Source organism: Oscillibacter ruminantium GH1 (assembly GCF_000307265.1).
Taxonomy (GTDB): Bacteria; Bacillota; Clostridia; order Oscillospirales; family Oscillospiraceae; genus Oscillibacter; species Oscillibacter ruminantium.
Genome location: NZ_DF158900.1, coordinates 244,355 through 261,977 on the forward strand (window position 1 = coordinate 244,355; position 17,623 = coordinate 261,977).

22 protein-coding genes are annotated in these 17,623 nt (G+C 52.2%); all 22 read left to right on the top strand.

What is annotated here, in order from left to right:
- Positions 1-23: 23 nt before the first annotated feature.
- The 22 genes from ON16_RS13365 to ON16_RS13475 all read left to right on the top strand — a co-directional run bounded on the left by ON16_RS13365 (position 24) and on the right by ON16_RS13475 (position 17,611).
- Positions 24-272, top strand: coding sequence for a hypothetical protein (locus ON16_RS13365; RefSeq protein WP_040663629.1), 249 nt, complete (start codon positions 24-26; stop codon positions 270-272).
- On the top strand, positions 269-610 hold the full coding sequence (locus ON16_RS13370; RefSeq protein WP_051131766.1) for a hypothetical protein: 342 nt from the start codon (positions 269-271) through the stop codon (positions 608-610). The genes ON16_RS13365 and ON16_RS13370 overlap by 4 nt, the downstream gene beginning before the upstream one ends.
- Before the next feature lie 14 nt (positions 611-624).
- Positions 625-1,359, top strand: coding sequence for a 3D domain-containing protein (locus tag ON16_RS15135; protein ID WP_051131767.1), 735 nt, complete (start codon positions 625-627; stop codon positions 1,357-1,359).
- Between the two features lie 15 nt (positions 1,360-1,374).
- Positions 1,375-1,776 carry a hypothetical protein gene (locus ON16_RS13380; RefSeq protein WP_040663632.1) on the top strand — a complete coding sequence of 134 codons (402 nt, stop codon included), beginning with the start codon at positions 1,375-1,377 and terminating at the stop codon, positions 1,774-1,776.
- A gap of 68 nt (positions 1,777-1,844) precedes the next feature.
- Positions 1,845-2,219, top strand: coding sequence for a hypothetical protein (locus ON16_RS13385; RefSeq protein WP_144032134.1), 375 nt, complete (start codon positions 1,845-1,847; stop codon positions 2,217-2,219).
- 5 nt (positions 2,220-2,224) lie between these two features.
- Positions 2,225-3,910 carry a PcfJ domain-containing protein gene (locus ON16_RS13390; protein WP_040663637.1) on the top strand — a complete coding sequence of 562 codons (1,686 nt, stop codon included), beginning with the start codon at positions 2,225-2,227 and terminating at the stop codon, positions 3,908-3,910.
- Entirely contained in the window at positions 3,907-5,079 is a 1,173-nt protein-coding gene (locus ON16_RS13395) for a DUF3102 domain-containing protein (protein WP_040663640.1), read from the top strand. Before ON16_RS13390 ends, ON16_RS13395 begins: the two co-directional genes overlap by 4 nt.
- Complete coding sequence (locus ON16_RS13400; protein WP_040663643.1) at positions 5,076-7,619, top strand: DNA methyltransferase; 2,544 nt, start codon at positions 5,076-5,078, stop codon at positions 7,617-7,619. The genes ON16_RS13395 and ON16_RS13400 overlap by 4 nt, the downstream gene beginning before the upstream one ends.
- Positions 7,609-8,364 (top strand): ASCH domain-containing protein, encoded by a 756-nt coding sequence (locus ON16_RS13405; RefSeq protein WP_040663646.1) that lies wholly within the window; start codon positions 7,609-7,611, stop codon positions 8,362-8,364. Before ON16_RS13400 ends, ON16_RS13405 begins: the two co-directional genes overlap by 11 nt.
- Complete coding sequence (locus tag ON16_RS13410; protein WP_040663649.1) at positions 8,361-8,963, top strand: hypothetical protein; 603 nt, start codon at positions 8,361-8,363, stop codon at positions 8,961-8,963. The genes ON16_RS13405 and ON16_RS13410 overlap by 4 nt, the downstream gene beginning before the upstream one ends.
- Entirely contained in the window at positions 8,947-9,648 is a 702-nt protein-coding gene (locus tag ON16_RS13415; protein ID WP_040663652.1) for a radical SAM family protein, read from the top strand. The genes ON16_RS13410 and ON16_RS13415 overlap by 17 nt, the downstream gene beginning before the upstream one ends.
- Positions 9,645-10,757 (top strand): DNA polymerase III subunit beta, encoded by a 1,113-nt coding sequence (dnaN, locus tag ON16_RS13420; protein WP_040663654.1) that lies wholly within the window; start codon positions 9,645-9,647, stop codon positions 10,755-10,757. Before ON16_RS13415 ends, dnaN begins: the two co-directional genes overlap by 4 nt.
- Positions 10,754-11,059: a hypothetical protein gene (locus tag ON16_RS13425; protein ID WP_040663656.1), complete on the top strand. Its 306-nt coding sequence runs from the start codon at positions 10,754-10,756 to the stop codon at positions 11,057-11,059. Before dnaN ends, ON16_RS13425 begins: the two co-directional genes overlap by 4 nt.
- A 280-nt stretch (positions 11,060-11,339) precedes the next feature.
- Entirely contained in the window at positions 11,340-11,972 is a 633-nt protein-coding gene (locus ON16_RS13435) for a hypothetical protein (RefSeq protein ID WP_040663660.1), read from the top strand.
- Complete coding sequence (locus tag ON16_RS13440; RefSeq protein WP_040663662.1) at positions 11,969-12,352, top strand: hypothetical protein; 384 nt, start codon at positions 11,969-11,971, stop codon at positions 12,350-12,352. Before ON16_RS13435 ends, ON16_RS13440 begins: the two co-directional genes overlap by 4 nt.
- Complete coding sequence (locus ON16_RS13445; RefSeq protein WP_040663664.1) at positions 12,345-12,710, top strand: HNH endonuclease; 366 nt, start codon at positions 12,345-12,347, stop codon at positions 12,708-12,710. The genes ON16_RS13440 and ON16_RS13445 overlap by 8 nt, the downstream gene beginning before the upstream one ends.
- The gene (locus ON16_RS13450) at positions 12,703-13,110 is read left to right on the top strand and encodes a hypothetical protein (protein WP_040663666.1); all 408 of its coding nucleotides are present in this window, start codon (positions 12,703-12,705) and stop codon (positions 13,108-13,110) included. Before ON16_RS13445 ends, ON16_RS13450 begins: the two co-directional genes overlap by 8 nt.
- A complete protein-coding gene (locus tag ON16_RS13455) occupies positions 13,103-13,474 on the top strand; it encodes a hypothetical protein (RefSeq protein ID WP_040663668.1) in 372 nt (123 codons plus the stop codon). The genes ON16_RS13450 and ON16_RS13455 overlap by 8 nt, the downstream gene beginning before the upstream one ends.
- Positions 13,475-13,611: 137 nt before the next feature.
- A complete protein-coding gene (locus ON16_RS13460; protein WP_040663670.1) occupies positions 13,612-14,385 on the top strand; it encodes a hypothetical protein in 774 nt (257 codons plus the stop codon).
- Positions 14,378-14,800 (top strand): hypothetical protein, encoded by a 423-nt coding sequence (locus ON16_RS13465; protein WP_040663672.1) that lies wholly within the window; start codon positions 14,378-14,380, stop codon positions 14,798-14,800. Before ON16_RS13460 ends, ON16_RS13465 begins: the two co-directional genes overlap by 8 nt.
- Before the next feature lie 467 nt (positions 14,801-15,267).
- Entirely contained in the window at positions 15,268-15,765 is a 498-nt protein-coding gene (locus ON16_RS13470) for a hypothetical protein (protein WP_040663674.1), read from the top strand.
- Positions 15,728-17,611: a phage terminase large subunit family protein gene (locus ON16_RS13475; protein WP_040663795.1), complete on the top strand. Its 1,884-nt coding sequence runs from the start codon at positions 15,728-15,730 to the stop codon at positions 17,609-17,611. Before ON16_RS13470 ends, ON16_RS13475 begins: the two co-directional genes overlap by 38 nt.
- The last annotated feature ends 12 nt before the right edge of the window (positions 17,612-17,623 follow it).

A 17,623-nucleotide genomic window follows, 5' to 3' on the forward strand; every position in this document is an offset into this window, starting at 1 on the left:
ATAAAAAACTGGAGGAGTTTCAAATGAACATTACGAGAAAGATTGCCCGCCGGATGGCGAAGAAGCAGATGGCGCTGGAAGGAATCCAGCATCCCTGCCGGAAGTTCAACAAGCCGGGTGTGATTTTTATGGGAGGTTCAAGCGCTGGCAAGACAAGCTATTTCGCATCGTGCTGGGAGTCTGCGGCGGCGCGGTATCTTGCGAGTCTGAATGCCGGTGAAAACCACAAAGGGAAGCGCGGAAGCCGCGCAGGAAGGAAGCGCACGGCATGATGTATCCCAAGAGCATGTCGGCCCGGAAGTGCAAAGAGAAACCCCGCAAAATCAAGTCCGACGAACCGAAGGTTTGTTGGCTGTGCGGCCGGAACGGCTGCGCGGACCCGTTGGACGAGCATCATATCTTTGGCGGGTACAACCGTAAGAAATCCGAACAGTACGGAGCAAAGGTCTACCTGTGCCATGACCGTTGCCACGAGAACGGGGCGGAGGCCGTACACCGGAATCCGGAGACGATGCAGAAGCTCCACGAGTACGGCCAGCGAAAGCTGATGGAGCAGATGGGGTGGACCACCGAGGACTTTATCCGGGAGTTCGGAAGAAATTACATTTAAAAGGAGGACAAGCTGTGAGCCAGAAATCTGAGAAATACGCTCGGAATATGGAGCGGAGGGTTGCTCGGCTGGAAAGCCGGGACATTGAACGAAAAATCGATCTTTCTGTGGCAGAGCACCGCATGAACTACATACAGACTCGGAGTGCTGCCGACTATGCCGCCGCAAGCCGCAAGGCTCGGGACCGGGTGCGTCAGGCCGAGAACACCGCCCGGAAGTGGCGCTGCTGTACATGGCTGGCTGTCATTGCGCTGATGCTGTGTGTGGCGCTGTGCCTGACAATCAAGGCCAAGGCCCAGACGGAGCCGCCCATTGTGGCGGACGATCTGGCGGAATCGGTCGGCCCTGCGCAGTGCTGGGAAGCACCGGACATTCCGGAAACTGATGAAAATGCCCAGATTGAAGCCACTTTGCTGTCACGAGCCACCGTAATTCCGGATTGCACCGTATCACATTATTGTATTTGCGCGACCTGCTGCGGAAAAACGCCGGATGATCCTGCCTATGGAATCACAAAATCAGGGCGCCGTGCCGCGCCAGGTGTATCTGTGGCGGTTGACCCGTCGGTTATCCCGCTGGGCAGCGACGTGCTGGTGGACTACGGCGACGGGGATATCCAATATTACCGCGCTGACGATACTGGGAGCGCCGTCAAAGGAGATCATATCGACCTGTGCGTGGCAACGCATCAGGAAGCGCTGGAAGCCGCAGTCAAGATTGCAACGGTATATTGGATTCCGGAGGAATGACGGTGGAGCAAGGATATGAATCAAGATACGACGCTCGAAAGCCGGGGCATTGGATGTGCCCAAGATGCGACCATCAAACACCGGGAGACATGGGGGACGGAGCCGTATGCGAAAAATGCGGAGCAGTCTTCCGAATCAGCCCCGCAAAACTCCTCGTTCCGGAAAAAGCTCACTCCGCAGGAAATGGACGCACGGGCGGCGGCAATTCAGAAAGAGAACCTGAAACGCTGCACAGAGTCCTACAAACGCGACCGTAGATTGCGGTGGGCGTTCCCGGTAAAAGTGCGGGTGATTCATCCTCTGATCGGGGAGGCTGTCGTTCCTGCGGCTTCAAAATACGCAGCAATTTTATGTGCGTGTGAGATGTGCGGGAAAAAATATATGGAAATTCACGATGCGAAGGTGGAGACACAATAAAAAGGGAAAGTGGGTTTTTCGAGATGCTTCTTGAAGGATCTGCTTTTTCGTTAATCGGAGGTTCAATCATGGAATGTTCAATTAGCATGGCTATCAACAAAATTGCCACCCAGCAAACCGGACTTGAGGGCACAGCTCCATTCATGGTCGGCGAACAGCTCAAAGACATTTGCAAGTCGGATGCCCGTGTGGCGGAGCTGATATTGCAAGATCTTGATATTCCAGAAATGAGTATCACCGAAGCTGAGAAGAAAATCAAGGCATATGCGGATAAGCACAAGACCGGGAATTTTTCCTGTGTGACGCCACTAGTGGCCGACGGCATTCTCCGGGAGTTCTACGGTCTGCATAAACCCACGGCAGGAGCGGCGGAGCTGGGCGTGGCCGTGTCGGACACCACCACGCAGGGCAAGATAATCGACTTGGCCGACTTCTTGGGGTGAGCACCATGGAAGAGCAACGAAACTATGAAAAGCTGATCCCGGAGGAGCCGCCCGCCGGGCTGGTGACGTGGATAGTCAAAAAGGGCCTGCTGAACAAGGAGTTGCTGGTTTACAAAATGGACACCGTGTTTGACCCGCTGACAGAAGTGTCGGAGCGCATGGTGAAAGTGACCTGTACCAGCTGCCACCAGCACGGCTATTTTTCCAAGATTGAAAAAGAATGCAGAGCGGGCGGCCCGGCCTTCGGCTTTGTCCACCCGGAGACGGGCGAGGCAATCGGGAGCGGAAAGCACTGCCTTTGCCCATTCTGCGGCGGAGAAGCGGAGGCCCGCCATGTTTCCGCTATGTCGCAAATGGATTGCGTGGAGGCCTACCCGCTGACGGTGGCAAAGGTGGAGAAAAGGCTGGTTCTGCAAGGGTGGTGCGTTCGCAAATGGTTCGAGCGCGACGGATCCAGCGGGATCACGACGTGGCCCTATGAGGCCTATGTATTCGAGGAAACGAAAACGGTGCGGCTCGTCGGTTATCTGAAATGCATGTCCACGATTCGAATGTTTAACCATTGGGAGCAGAGAAAAGCCTTTTATGATAGCTGGGGCGTGGCCAATCTGATTTATCCCTGGAACAAGCGAATTTTGAACGGCTCCACGGTGGAAAACAGCAAGCTTGACCTGTTCCTCCGGGCCACTAAAGGCACAGAGTTCGCTATGCCGGTTACATATCTCCGTTTCTGGCAGAAACACCACACGGCGGAAAACCTCGTGATGCAGGGCGCGGGGCGGCTTCTGGGCGAGATGATGGAAAAAGAACGCCACGCCAGCGGGTCCTATTCCTACTATGGTTACACCTACGGCAAGGCTCCGCTACTAAAAGAACTGCACTGGAAAGAGGCCAGGCCGTCCAAAATTCTCGGATTGACAAAAGACGAGTTCCACCGATGCCTCGCTGGGCAGTGGAACGCCGAAACCTATCAGTTCTATATCCAGCGGAAGGCGGAGGGCCGAACACTGAACGACTCTGACCTGTTCGCGCTGATCCGTCTGGGGGCATGGAACTATGAGAAGCTGCGGCAGGAGGATCACCTCGACCCAATTAAAGTAGCCCGGTATTTGGACAAGCAGAAAGCCAAGGACACCCGGGCGGGCCTCGACATTCTGCGAGATACATGGCGCATGGGCGCGGCCCTCGGCTACAACATGGAAAATCCGGATTTTAAGGCCCCGGCTCACTTGCTGCGCCTACACGATCGTTTCATGGAAGAAAAGGCCGCGGCGGAGGCCAAGAAAGCAGCGGCGGCCAACCGCAAGAGGGACAAGCAGATTAAAAAGCGGTGCAAAGAGATAGAGCGGTTCGCCTGGGAAGCTGACGGTCTACTCATTCGGCCGGTGAAGGATTTGGCCGACCTCAACCGCGAGGGAACCCTGCAACACCATTGTGTAGCAACCTATGCCCGGGCGATTGCCGAGGGCCGTAGCGCCATTTTCCTCATTCGGCACACGGATACCCCGGAACACCCCTATTTCACACTGGAACTGGATGAAAAGAAGCTCACTGTCCGGCAGAACCGCGGGAAACACAACTGCGACAGAACGCCGGAGGTAGAAGCCTTTGAAAAGGAATGGCTGAAATACATCCGACAGGTAGCCGCAAAATCTCAGCGCAAGAAACAAAAAAAGGAGAATGCTGCATGAATGATATGGAACAGGCAAAGAAAATCGCGGCGGAGTTAGGGCTGGACAATGCCCCCAAACAAGGGGAGAAACTGAGCGCCATGGAATCAGCGTACCGCATGACGCCCAACTACTATGTGGAGCAACTGGAGAAACGTAAACACTCGGAGGCAAAGCCGGGCACTGGTGCAGCGCTGGCGGAGGACTACGGCAGTAAAGACCAACCTGAAAGCGCCGTGATCACACGAGGAATCGCCGTCATTACTGACGAGATTGTTTTTTACAAGAATGTCGGTGGAAACGCCATTATTGAGATTGGAAAGCGGCTTAACGAGGCAAAAAGCCAGCTTTCTCACGGAGAATGGCTGGACTGGCTGCGAGAAAAAGTGGATTTTTCAGAGCGCACCGCACAGAACTTTATGCGTATTGCAAAAGAGTATAGAAATCCGCACACGATTGCGGATTTGGGGACCGCTAAAGCCTTGGCACTGTTGGCTTTGCCGGATTCCGAACGCGAACAATTTGCGGCAGAAAAACATGTCGTAAACGGCGAGGAAAAGACTGTGGCGGACATGACAGGCGAGGAGCTGAAAAAGGCAATCAGGGAGCGCGACGAGGCTTTTAAGCGCGCAGAGGACGCAGAGAAACAGGCTACCGTTGCTCAAGAAAATGCGAAAAAGATGCTGAGCGAGGAAACTGCCAAACTGGATGCTTTGAAGGTGAAATCGGACGGTCTGGAAGAAAAGCTGAAGACCCTGCGAAAAAAAGAACAGGAAGCCAAAGCGGAGGCGGAAAACGCCAGAGCCGAAAAGGCCGAACTTTCCAAGCAGCTGGAGGAACTGAAAAAAAGGCCGGTTGAAGTGGCCGTGGAAAAGCCGAGTCAGGAAGAACTGGACAAGCTCCGGGCAGAGGCCGAGACTGCGGCAGAAGAAAAGGTGAAGGATGCAAACGCCCGACTGATGGCGGCGGAGGCCAAGGCAGGAGCGGCGGAACGGGCGGCGGAGGAACTGCGCAAGCAGCTTACACTGGCAGATAAAGCGACGGCCATTTTCAAGGTGCATTTTGATAACTGGCAAGGGGCGTATAATACGATGCTTGGTGCGCTGCAAGAAATTGCAGATCCCGGAAAAGCAGAAAAACTCCGGGAGGCTATCAAGACCACGCTTGGAGTCCAGGAAGGGCAGGTATGACAGAGTATTTAAAGTTTCTTCGATCAAAGATCGTGACGGCGCCCGTATCCGGTTTTGAAATAGATCCTTTGGAGATCAATCCAGCGCTGAAGCCGCACCAGCGGGATGCGGTAGTCTGGGCACTTCGGGGTGGGCGGAGGGCGCTATTTGAATCCTTCGGACTCGGAAAGACTATTCAAGAATTGGAATGGTGCCATCAGGTGGTGCGGCATGAGGGTGGACAGGCCCTGATTGTTCTACCGTTGGGTGTCAGGCAGGAGTTCACGCACGATGCAGTCAAGCTGCTGGGATACGCTGCGCCGCCGTACATCACATCTATGGAGCAGGTTCACCTTCAGGTCTATGCCAATCGTGGAGAAATCCTCATGACAAACTATGAGCGTGTCCGGGATGGAGACATTGACCCTATCTATTTCACCGCGGTTTCGCTGGATGAAGCCTCGGTCCTTCGGTCGTTTGGAAGCAAGACCTATCAGGTGTTTCTACCGAAGTTCCGGGGAATCAAATACAAGCTGGTCAGCACGGCCACGCCGTCCCCCAACAAATACAAAGAGCTGATTCACTACGCCGGGTATCTAGAAATCATGGACACCGGGCAGGCTCTCACCCGATTTTTCCAACGGGACAGCACCAAGGCAAACAACCTGACGCTATACCCCCATAAGGAAGATGAATTCTGGCTGTGGGTTAGCTCGTGGGCACTGTTTATCAGCAAACCGTCCGATCTAGGGTATGACGACACCGGCTATGACCTGCCGCCGCTGGACGTGCGAACCCACATCATCCGGGACGACTACGGAACAACGGCGGACCGGGACGGGCAGCTTAAATTCATGAATGATGCGGCAGTCTCTTTGTCCGAGGCTGCGCGGGAGAAGCGAGACAGTATTTCTACCCGGGTGGCCTGTGCAAAAAAAATTGTGGACAGCGATCCGGAAGCGCATTTTATCCTGTGGCATGATCTGGAGGCGGAGCGACACGCTATCAAGCAGGCGCTGCCGACAGTGGTCGACATCTTCGGAACTATGGACTACGCCGAGCGGGAGCAGCGTGTCATAGATTTTTCCGAGGGAGGAACACGTCTGTTTGCCACAAAAAAGAGCCTGTCTGGCTCCGGGTGCAACTTCCAAAAGCACTGCCATCGGGCCATCTTCATCGGAATTGATTATGAATTCAATGATTTCATTCAGGCCATCCACCGAATCTATCGCTTCCTCCAAACAGAACAGGTAATCATCGACATCATTTATACGGAAGCAGAAGATCCAATTTATCGGGCGCTGATGGAGAAGTGGAAGCAGCACAACTATTTGCAGGCTAAGATGGAGGCCATCGTAAAAAAATACGGGCTGTCTGGCGAGAATCAGACGGAGCACATGGCCCGCAGTATTGGAGTTGAGAGAGTGGAAGTCAAAGGTACCTATTTTACCGCGGTCAACAATGACTGTGTGGAAGAAACAGCCTGCATGGAGGACAACAGCATTGACCTGATTCACACATCCATCCCATTTTCCAATCATTACGAATATACGCCAAGCTACAACGATTTCGGGCACAACGAGGACACGGAACGATTCTTTGAACAGATGGACTACCTGTCGCCGAACCTCCTGCGCATCCTGAAGCCGGGACGGGTGTTTGCCTGTCATGTGAAGGACCGAGTGTTGTTCGGGAATGCAACAGGGATGGGAATGCCGACCATGGAGCCGTTCCACGCACAGTGTATTCAGCACTATATGCGCCACGGGTTTGCCTACTTCGGAATGATCACGGTCGTGACCGATGTTGTTCGGGAGAACAACCAGACATACCGCCTCGGATGGACAGAGCAGTGCAAGGACGGCTCAAAGATGGGCGTTGGGTGCCCAGAGTACATTTTGCTATTTAGAAAGTTGCCGACAGATCTATCCACGGCATATGCGGATGAACCAGTGATAAAAAGCAAAGAGGAATACAGTCTTGCACGGTGGCAGCTGGATGCCCATGGATTTTGGCGGTCGTCAGGGGACAGATTGCTAAAGCCGGAGGAGCTGGCAAGGCTCTCGCAGGGCGCGGTTCAGCGCCGATTCAAGGAGTTTTGCGATACCCATATTTATAACTATGAGGCGCATGTAGCGTTGGCGGAAGCGATGCTAAAAGAGAATGAACACGCGATCTCAAAAACATTTATGACGGTTCCGCCAAGCAGCGGGGGAGAGCCGGACGTTTGGGACGACATTAACCGGATGCGCACGCTGAATACTGACCAGAAGCGCCGGGACCTAACGATGCACGTCTGCCCACTGCAACTGGATATTGTGGACCGTATCATCAATCGGTACAGCAATCCGGGAGATCTGGTACTGGACCCATTCGGTGGCTTGGCGACGGTCGCACGGGAAGCTGTGAAGATGGGGCGGCGCGGCTACACCATAGAGCTGAACGACGAATACTTCTGGGATGGAGTTGGGTATCTGAAAGAGGCGGAAGAGGGGCTGGATACGCCCACACTATTTGATCTTATGGAAAAAGGAAAGGAAGGTGACGACCGTGGAGCCTAATATCATTTTGAGCCTACATCCGGAGTGGTGGCCGAAAATTCTGTTCGGAGAGAAGACGCTGGAAATTCGCAAGACTGCACCACATCCGGTTTATTTCCCCCTGCGGGTACTTGTGTACCTGACAACGCCGGTTTGCAAGATCGTGGGGGAATTTACCTGCGAAACAGCAAGGCAAATCAAGGGCAACTATGATTTGATCACGGAGGCGAGCTGCCTGCGGCCCGGTCAGTTGGAGAAATATGCAGACGGGAAGATTATACGGGCGTGGGAAGTATCCAGCCCGATCCAATACGAAAAGCCGCGAGAACTTGCCTACTATGGGATCAAGCGCGCGCCGCAGAGTTGGTGTTATTTAGAGAACAGCACGGAACCGATGGATGATGTCAAAGCAATTGAGGTATTGAGCGACGGGGACGCTGCCATCAGATATCAAGACCGCCGGAGAATCGCAAGTACGATTGAAAATCTGCGGGCGGCTGCCTATCAATCAAGCGCCGAAACCGAACAGCTTAGACAGACGAATGTGGGCCTTGCAAAAGAGGCGCGGGAAGCAAAAAACTATGGCGCCGCTTTGGAGAACTGCTTGCGGGGAATGTGCTGGTGCTGCGAATGGCGCAAATACAGCTGCGCAAAGCTGCACGAACCCACAATCGAGTGTACCAAGAAAAAGATGGAGATTCCAAAGGGTGCTCGTGTAGCAAGCTGCGAATTCTGGAAATTCAAAGTGCCGGAGGTGCCGAAATGAAACTGAAACAGATTGCATCCTTGTGCAAGGACAGCGGACGAATTATCCTCTACGACCGCACGGATTCTGAAGGAGTCGTTAGCCAGTGGATTGGAGATGGATTTAGCTGCTATCCATTGGAAGGCTTGCCTTATATGGAGATGGACCACATCGTGAATGTTTTTGAGTTGACGGAGAAGCAGCAGGAAAAAATGCTGCTTCGGCACGAGAAGGTCCCCGTAAATCTAAACTTGAGCGACGCAGACCAAAGCGAGATCCATGCAGACCAAGGAATTTTTACACTGAATTACGGCGGATACACCATTGCGGTCCTGCGGACAAGCCATGGCATGTACTACGTCCAGCAGAAATACATCCTGCCGCTAATTATGGATTTACAGGGCGTGGAGATTTACAAGCGCACAGATGGGCATATAGACTACTTCGCTGTAAAATTTGGCCTGATGCTGGTCGGGATTGTGCTTCCGTATGTCGGGTTTCTGAATGATCAGTTTGCGGATTCTATGGAGTCCATTGCCCGCGATATCCGCGCAAAAGTAGACCAAAGAAAAAACATCGGAATTATCCAAGGTGGTGCAGAGCATGAAGCCGATCTATGAGCCAAAAGGTAAGGCAAAGGAGTACGGAGACCTTGCAATCAACATTTACACCGGCTGCCCCCACCGCTGCTTTTACTGCTTTGGGCCATCCGTGTTGCACCGCGACAGGGAATGTTTTCACTGCAATGCCGAGCCACGAACGGGAATTGTCGAGGCGGTAAAAGAGCAGCTGCGCAACAAGCAAATTACCGGGAAACTGATTCACCTGTGCTTTACCTGTGACCCTTACCCGGAAGGCTATGACACTTCCGCTACGAGGAAAATTATCGAAGCCCTGAAAAACAGCGGGAATCATGTCCAGATCCTGACCAAGAACGACGGAAGCCGTGATTTTGACCTGCTGGACAAAGACGATTGGTACGGCGTGACATTCACTGGAGCGCCCCATGAGCAGGAGCCGGGAACGATTATCGGGTGGAGCCGCATTCGGATTCTGGTAATGGCAAAAAGACTGGGGATTAGCACATGGGTATCCTGTGAGCCGGTAATTGATGATGGGGAAGTCCTAAAGCTATTGCAGTTTGCAGAGTATGTGGACAAATTCAAAATTGGGAAGCTAAACTACCATCCGTCCGACATTGACTGGGGAGAGTTCGGACATGCGGCGGAGGCCATCTGCAAGGAGCGGGGCCTAAATTACTATATCAAGGAAAGCCTCCGGGCGGAAATGGAGAGCATGAAATGAAATTTTCATGTGAAAAAGCACTGCTGCAAAAGGCGGTAAATGTGGCATCCCGCGCTGTTGCGCAGAAAAGCTCCATTCCGGAGTTGGAAGGGCTGATGGTTGAGGCCGGGGAAGGGCTGACGGTATCCGGATATAACTTGCAAATCGGAATCCGTGCGAAGACCACTGCCGAGGTGATGGAACCGGGAAAGCTGGTGCTGGATACAAAGTTGTTTGGGAGTATCATCAGCAAGATGCCGGACGACATGGTGATGTTGTCGGCCTTGGAGGGGGAACCGGTCCATTTGACCTGCGGGGACGCCTGTTTTGAAATCATGAGTTTTCCGGCGGATAACTATCCGGAGATGCCAAAAGTAGATGGGGATGGGTATGTGTCCATCCAGCAGGGGACGCTGCGGAGCATGATAGATCAAACATCATTTGCAATATCCACGAACGAGAGCCGCCCTATACATACTGGCGCACTGTTCGAAGTCGCAGACGGGAAACTGACGGTGGTGGCGGTAGACGGGTTCCGGATGGCCATTCGCACTGAACAGGTGGAACGAGCGGAAAACATAAAAAGGTCGTTTGTGGTGCCCGGAAGCGCGCTATCGGAGGTTCAAAAAATCTGCAAAGAGACAGAGAACCAAGCGGAAATCATGACTGGGAAACACCACATTCTATTTAAAATCGGAGATGTCCACCTGATCGGCCGAAGGCTGGAAGGGGAGTTTTTGGACTATAAAAGCGCGCTCCCGCGGCAGAATCGCATTGCTGTCACTGCTAAGACAAAAAGCCTGATCGAAAGCATTGACCGTGTATCCGTAGTGATCTCAGAAAAGCTGAAAAGCCCAGTGCGGTGCCTGTTCGATGAAGGCAGAGTGATGCTTTCTGCAAAAACAGGAAGCGGAGAGGCAAAGGATGTGTGCGGGGTATCCGGAAACGGAAGAGGTCTGGAGATTGGATTTAACAATCGCTATTTGCTGGATGCGCTGCGTTATGCGCCAGCCGACACGGTTCGGATTGAACTGAACACCGCTGTTTCACCAGCTATCATTGCTCCCGTAGATAGTGAAGAGAATTTTCTTTACATGGTCCTACCGGTCAGGCTGAAAGCGCAGGCATGACGGTGGACGAAAACCGTGTTGGTGATGCCGCCGAAATGGCAAGCGCACGACTGATGCTTGATCAATATGGCTGTGAAATATGCAGTAACTATTACATCTCAAACTGCTTAATCGAGGCGATAAAGGCAAAGCTTCGCAACAGTAACGTGCATATCATCATGCGCAAAGTGCATGGTGGTTTGATTCCACATTTCTTGTGGAGAGACGAGAGCGGGTTAATTTATGATTTTGGAACAGACCACAGCATTTTGACGCCGCTTATGTACCGCGGCTATTTACGCAGAAGAAGGGAGCATGACTGATGGCGCTAATTGACAGGGCTTTAGCCATGGGAAAGATAGCGTTCAAAGCAAATGCAGATAGAATGGTAAAACTGTGCGACGTTCGTGACGCACTAAACGATACCCGGACCGTCGGTGCCATGGAAGTGGTGCGGTGCAGAGAGTGCTCAAACTACATCGAGTACGATGACTGGGACAGAGACCGAGCGGAATCGTTCAAATGCCATGAGTGCAATATCCTACATAGGGACTTTGGAGCGGATGGGTTCTGTTCCTACGGCAAGAGAAAGGGGCATGACTGATGGAACGATTGACACATTATGATATTAATGGGCGTGTGTACAGCACTCGCGGATACGAAATTACGCTATCAATGCTCGCGGCCTACGAGGACACCGGGCTGGAACCGGATGAAATCGGCGATTTGCGGGCGAGTGCAGATGGACTTGCTATGTTGGTTCGTCAGGTATCATGCGATTGCAGCATAACATTTACGCACCTCCGCGAGTTGGCCGAGGCAGACAAGGACGGGCGGCTAGTGGTGCTGCCGTGCAAAGTGGAACAATTGCGAAAAATGCTTGATGATTTGACATCTGGAAGTAGCGTGGACGCAGGAGAAACCTACACAACGGGATATCGATACGGGTGGGAAAACGGACGCGCAGAACTACTACGCTACATTTTTGGTATGTCTGATGGTGGAACCCGTGAAGCCGCCGAGGCCGCGCTGCGAGGTGAAGAAATAACCGATTGCGATAAATGCGATATTTGGAGCGAGGACGGAGAAAACTGCGGGTGGACACATGACGGGAAAGATTTTGTATGTGTTCGCGGGCATATCCTCACCGCAAAAGAAAAGCAGTCGGCACTTAGAAAATCAAGCGAATTGCGGAAACACGATGAAGCCGCGCTGGGGAAGGATGAAGATCAATGAAAAAATTATCAGAATTATCGATGGACACAATGATATGCGTCGGGCATCAGAATGATGGAGAATTCGACGTTATGTCGAAAGAGGATTACCTACGATCTTCCTGGTTCCTTGACTACCCGTATGAGCCTTTTACATCAGTATGCCTAGCTGATAAATCTGTCCTGACATTCGACCTATTTGATGCCATCGAGCGCATCGGAGAGGATTCATCCTATGAGGACTGGGATGAAGACGTTTACAACGATATCAAGGATTTGCCGGAGACAAAAGCGTTTTTGGAGAAGTTCAAGGAGGCGTCTGAGCGTAATCCTACATACTGGGAGGGAGAAGCTGTTGAGATTGATATGATCCCGGAAAAGGAGGATGCACAGGATGTATGAGCCTCCTAAACGGCGCAAGCTGACCAAAGCGGAGAGGCAAGAGGTGTACAAAAAGTGCGGTGGCCATTGCGCCTACTGCGGGTGCGATCTGGCGTACAAAGACATGCAGGTTGACCATGTGGACGCGGTTGCGCGGGGCGGGGAGGATAATATGGGAAACTGGCTCCCCGCCTGCCGCCCGTGCAATTACTACAAAAGTACGCTGTCCTTGGACGATTTCAGGGAGTGCATCAACCGGTGGCCGATGACCTTAGCCCGCGACAGCGTGACCTATCGCAATGCGGTACGGTTTGGCGTGGTGCAGCCGAGGCCGCATAAGGTAGTGTTTTATTTCGAGAGGGAGGCCGCAGATGAGTGAATCGAAGATTCTTATTGAAAATCCGCTTGAATCCTTGAGCATGACGGTTCCATTTTCTTGCCGCGATTGGGCGACGGAAAAGCGCGATGCATGGGTGTGGGGAATTATCTGCGGCTGGGGCGATGACTGCCAAAGAGAGTTTGAGCAAAAATTCGGATGGGATGTAAATACATTTGGACGTCTTAAACGGTTGCATACCAAATTTGAAGAAATGCGCCGCGCTCAGTCCGCCGACGAGCGGACGGGGCGGTGGGTTCCTGTTGTGAATACATGGACGCAGGACGAACATGTATATGGCGCTACATGGTATAAGTGCGATCAGTGCGGTCGATTGTGCGAAACAAAGCAACCGTACTGCCACTGCGGCGCGCATATGATCGAAGGAGAGGAACATGACTGACGAAAAACGAATCGCAGTGCTGGAAAGACTTGCTCACACGGAATCCAAATGGCCCGGCACAGAGGATACGCTGGACGCACTGGACGCCGCCATCTCCGCCCTTCGCGACCGCATCGCCCGCCAGAACCCGCGGCCGCTGACGTTGCAGGAGTTGCAGAAAATGGCGGGTGAGCCGGTGTACGTGCAACATATCATCTCCCCTGCGAGCAATAGAGATGATGGAGAGTGGTTGATTTTAAAAAGCTGCCAACCTGATATATCGCAACCGTATGTGGCCTTTAAAGATTCTGGCCTTTGCGTGTACTACTACGGGCAATCGTGGCTTGCCTACCGCACCAAGCCGGAGCCGCCGGAAAGCGATTGACTTTTGAAACGTCCGCTCAACTGGAACGGACGTTTGAGTGGTCAAACAAGCCGTATACATTACATAAATACGCGCGCGCGTATTTAGAGGGCTTGGTAAGAGCCTAAGTTTAGAACCATCTTGCAGGAGGAGCAGATATGAAGGACGGATATTGGGCATTGCGCAAATATACGGCCGGCCAGGTGGGGGAGTCCATCAAGTATTGGATTCCGGGAGAGAAGCCAAGCAGATCTCAGCGGAGAATAAAATCTGATATCAGAAAGCAAAAAGCAAATGAAGCGAACTGTGAGAGATCGTTTGCAAGATTGATACATAGCAATTTTAGAAACGGGATAGATCAGTTGGTGGGATTAGATTATTCCCCAGAGGGATATGAGAAGATGCTGTCCGGACGAGTGAAGAATTTAGACAAGTTCTCCGCAATGGATCGGATTATGGCTCTAGCACAACATCAAGCAGAGTTATTCCTTCGGAGGGTTGGAAGAGAATGCAAGAAGCAGGGGATTCCATTCCGGTACCTGATGGTCACATCCGACATGGACGGAAAAACTGGTGAGGCGGTCCGCGTCCATCATCACATGATCGTGAATGCAGAAGCTCTGGAAATCTGCAAAGAAAAGTGGACGATGGGTGGCGTCGACTATGAAGCTCTGCTGAAACGGGAAGATCAGACTGACCTAGCTGAATACCTGATGAAACAGGTGCGCAGACTTCCAGACGCAAAGAAGTATACGCCCAGCCGCAACTTGATTCGGTCACAGCCAAAAGATCGCATTGCCATTAACGGATCGGAACTGCGCTTGCCGAAAGGGGCGACGTTGCTATACCGCAGCCCGTATAAGCCGGGGATGGCACAGTATATCCGGTATGTATTACCGGGAGTAAAACCGGGAGGAAGAGAAAATGAGTAGTCCAAGATATGACTGGTGGCCGTATGTCAAAGGCATGATCAGGAGATTCCCAGAGCTGTGCATGAAATATGCAGAGCTACATACGGTTTCGGCAACGGCGAACTATTCCGGAATGCCGGGGAGTCACAGCGGAAGTCGGGCGACTGAGCTTATCGCGGTGCGGGAGCTGCCGTCGACACAGCAACGGGAATATGAGGCGGTGCGCCGCGCTATCGAGACAACGCGAAAATATAAAAATGGGGATGCACGTATGCGCATGGTGCAGCTGGCTTTTTGGCACAGTCAGGAGAAACTGCGCCTTGATGCGGTTGCGCGGCGGCTTCACTATTCCACAGATTCCGTGCAGGACTGGCACTGTGAGTTCATACGACTCGTGGCAAGCAACTACGGGCTACTGGACAGCGATGGAGAATGAAAATATACCTCGCAGAGCCAAAAGAACCTGTTAAGCTAGTAGCATGGGAAAGTCCAGAGGGTGTCAAGGTACTGTCAGGGCGCAGAAATGCGAGTGGTACTAGCGAGGCGCGGGATTTGCGTAGATTTCGATGATTTTTTAAGGCGTTTCGCTTTCGCTACTAGAGCGGCTGACAGGAAGGAAGAACAGAGCGGAAAAATTCTTTATATCCGCGCGCGTCATGCGCGTACGCGAGGGAAACGAAAATAAAGCGAAATTAAGCGAAGAACTAGCGATCAAAACCGTTCGTTTCGCGGCGGAGTTTTCCATAGCCGGTTTACTTACCGATGCTATCTGGAATCAGCCACGCTAACAAACCATCGGAACACCACCCGGCCTTTGACGGCCGGCTTTCATGAACCCCTCCGGCCTGACCTGAGTGGGAGACTGCGAGGGTCGGGTGGTGTGCCGAATAGGAGATGATGGACATGGAAGTGAATGCTGCGGCGCTGGCGGAATGTTTTGGCGTGACAAAGCGAAGAGTCCAGATGATGGCCGATGAGGGCATTGTTGTTCGAATTAGACGTGGAAAATACGATCTTGGGCAGTCCGTCAAAAACTATATCGACTACATGGCAAAAGCCGGAAAGTCCAAAGAGGAAAAAGCTCTGGACGATATCCGTGCAGATCATGAACGGGTCAAGATGCGGAAAACGGAATTGACAGTTAAGCGGCTGGAAGGACAGATGCACCTCGCATCGGATGTAGAACGTCTCTGGGGAAATATGGCGGAGACGGTGAAAAGTAGAATGCTGGGGATTCCGGTGAAGTTGGCGCCACAGGTTACAGGGCTGACGGACACGGCGGAAATTCAGAACATGATGCAGAAGGAGATCACAGATGCTTTAAACGAAGTATCGGGTTACGACCCGGCGGATTATGATGACTATGAGCCAGAAGACGAAGAAAACGAAGATTCCGAATGAGCGGGAGATTCAATATAGGCGCACCTTGAAGCTGTTCAAACGGCTGATGGGTGCTTTTTCCGTACCAGAGCCTATGACGGTGAGTCAGTGGGCAGATCGGTTCCGTGTGCTGTCACCAGAAGCGTCTGCGGAGATCGGACGGTGGAGGACGGACAGAGCGCCGTACCAGAAAGAGATCATGGACGCGATATCAGATCCAAGGGTGGAAATCGTTGTTATTATGGCCAGTGCGCAGGTCGGTAAAACGGAAGCGATTTTAAATGCCATAGGATGGTTTATAGACCGGGAACCATGCCCGATGCTTTATGTTCTGCCAACAAAAGATTTGGCGGAGGTATATTCCAAAGAACGACTGGCACCAATGGTGCGAGATTGCCCAACGCTGCGCGAAAAGGTGGCGGACGCAAAGGCAAAGGACGGCGGAAACACAATCTATCAGAAACGCTTCCCGGGGGGGTCAATATCGCTGGTAGGGGCGAATTCGCCTGCGCAGTTACGTGGCCGACCTGTGCGAGTGGTACTGCTGGACGAGGTGGACGGATATCCGCAGTCATCAGGCGCAGAAGGTGACCCAGTAGAGCTGGCTAGAAAGAGAACAAAAAACTTCTGGAATCGGAAGATCGTACTGGTATCCACTCCGACGAACGAGGATGAGAGCCGGATCGAAAAGGAATACCGGACGTCAACAATGGAAGAGTTGGAGGTGCAGTGCCCAAACTGCGGGGAGTGGCAACCATACGTATGGAAGGGGCTTAAATTTGACCATGAGTCTGGAAGTAACACGGCGGAAATTTTGGGGTATGAATGCAGAGCGTGCAAGTGTCTGGACAGCGAAGTGCGCTGGAAACATCAGCCGATTAGATGGACCGCAAAGCATCCAGAAAGAGCAAAAATCAGGGGATTTCACCTAAACGAATTCTGCTCGCCATGGGGTTCGTGGAAAGATATAGCGGAAAGCTTCCTCAAAGCGAAGCACATGGGCGTGGACAGTATGAAGGCTTGGACCAATACCACACTGGGCGAGACATTCAAACAGAAGAGAGAGCTGAGCGTAGATGAGATCATCAAGAAAAGGCGCATTGCCTATAACTGCGAGGTTCCATATGACGTGCTTGTGCTGACGGCAGCAGTGGACGTGCAGGATAACCGCCTGGAATACGAGATTGATGGGTGGGGTGAGGAATATCGGTCATGGGCAATCAAGTACGGTGTAATTCAGAGTGACCCGGGACAGGAATTCACATGGAGTATGCTGGATGACATACTTTTCGACACATACCTGCGGGCAGACGGTCAAAAGATGATTATTTCAACAACTTGTATTGACCATGGAGGACATTTTACACAGCAGGTAGAGAGATACTGCAAAGACAAAAAAAGAGAAGCACGCAGGATTTGGGCGATCAAGGGATTTGGTGGTGAGGGTGTACCGTTTGTGAGAAGACCGAAAAACCGGAACAAAGCCGGAATTTTCCTGTTTGACATTGGTGTTGATGCGGGAAAGGATACGATGCTATCTCGCCTGTCTGTAAAATACGAACAGGACCCGGGGTATTGTTTCTTCCCAATTGAAGCAGACAAGGGATTCGACGACGCATATTTTCAGGGACTATGCAGTGAACATCGCGTACCGTATACAGATCGAGGACAGACGCGAACACGATGGGAAAAGGTTACTTCGGGTGCCAGAAACGAGCCGTGGGATCTGAGAAACTATAACAATGCGGCAATTGAGATTTTAAACCCCAATTTTAAAATGCTTGCACAGCGTAGAGAGCAGAAGCCAGATGAAAAGCAACAGCCACCGCGAAAGAGAAAGGGATCCAGAGGCATCGAGGATATTTGAATGGAGGAATAC

Excerpts from the sequence above, each read along its gene's own strand:
- ON16_RS13465 (WP_040663672.1), top strand. The coding sequence starts at position 14,378 with ATGAGTAGTCCAAGATATGACTGGTGGCCGTATGTCAAAGGCATGATC.
- ON16_RS13435 (WP_040663660.1), top strand. The coding sequence starts at position 11,340 with ATGGAACGATTGACACATTATGATATTAATGGGCGTGTGTACAGCACT.
- ON16_RS13380 (WP_040663632.1), top strand. The coding sequence starts at position 1,375 with ATGAATCAAGATACGACGCTCGAAAGCCGGGGCATTGGATGTGCCCAA.
- ON16_RS13475 (WP_040663795.1), top strand. The coding sequence starts at position 15,728 with ATGAGCCAGAAGACGAAGAAAACGAAGATTCCGAATGAGCGGGAGATT.
- ON16_RS13440 (WP_040663662.1), top strand. The coding sequence starts at position 11,969 with ATGAAAAAATTATCAGAATTATCGATGGACACAATGATATGCGTCGGG.
- ON16_RS13395 (WP_040663640.1), top strand. The coding sequence starts at position 3,907 with ATGAATGATATGGAACAGGCAAAGAAAATCGCGGCGGAGTTAGGGCTG.
- ON16_RS13445 (WP_040663664.1), top strand. The coding sequence starts at position 12,345 with ATGTATGAGCCTCCTAAACGGCGCAAGCTGACCAAAGCGGAGAGGCAA.
- ON16_RS13460 (WP_040663670.1), top strand. The coding sequence starts at position 13,612 with ATGAAGGACGGATATTGGGCATTGCGCAAATATACGGCCGGCCAGGTG.
- ON16_RS13365 (WP_040663629.1), top strand. The coding sequence starts at position 24 with ATGAACATTACGAGAAAGATTGCCCGCCGGATGGCGAAGAAGCAGATG.
- ON16_RS13455 (WP_040663668.1), top strand. The coding sequence starts at position 13,103 with ATGACTGACGAAAAACGAATCGCAGTGCTGGAAAGACTTGCTCACACG.
- ON16_RS13415 (WP_040663652.1), top strand. The coding sequence starts at position 8,947 with ATGAAGCCGATCTATGAGCCAAAAGGTAAGGCAAAGGAGTACGGAGAC.
- ON16_RS13470 (WP_040663674.1), top strand. The coding sequence starts at position 15,268 with ATGGAAGTGAATGCTGCGGCGCTGGCGGAATGTTTTGGCGTGACAAAG.
- ON16_RS13410 (WP_040663649.1), top strand. The coding sequence starts at position 8,361 with ATGAAACTGAAACAGATTGCATCCTTGTGCAAGGACAGCGGACGAATT.
- ON16_RS13400 (WP_040663643.1), top strand. The coding sequence starts at position 5,076 with ATGACAGAGTATTTAAAGTTTCTTCGATCAAAGATCGTGACGGCGCCC.
- ON16_RS13370 (WP_051131766.1), top strand. The coding sequence starts at position 269 with ATGATGTATCCCAAGAGCATGTCGGCCCGGAAGTGCAAAGAGAAACCC.
- dnaN (WP_040663654.1), top strand. The coding sequence starts at position 9,645 with ATGAAATTTTCATGTGAAAAAGCACTGCTGCAAAAGGCGGTAAATGTG.
- ON16_RS13390 (WP_040663637.1), top strand. The coding sequence starts at position 2,225 with ATGGAAGAGCAACGAAACTATGAAAAGCTGATCCCGGAGGAGCCGCCC.
- ON16_RS13385 (WP_144032134.1), top strand. The coding sequence starts at position 1,845 with ATGGAATGTTCAATTAGCATGGCTATCAACAAAATTGCCACCCAGCAA.
- ON16_RS13425 (WP_040663656.1), top strand. The coding sequence starts at position 10,754 with ATGACGGTGGACGAAAACCGTGTTGGTGATGCCGCCGAAATGGCAAGC.
- ON16_RS13450 (WP_040663666.1), top strand. The coding sequence starts at position 12,703 with ATGAGTGAATCGAAGATTCTTATTGAAAATCCGCTTGAATCCTTGAGC.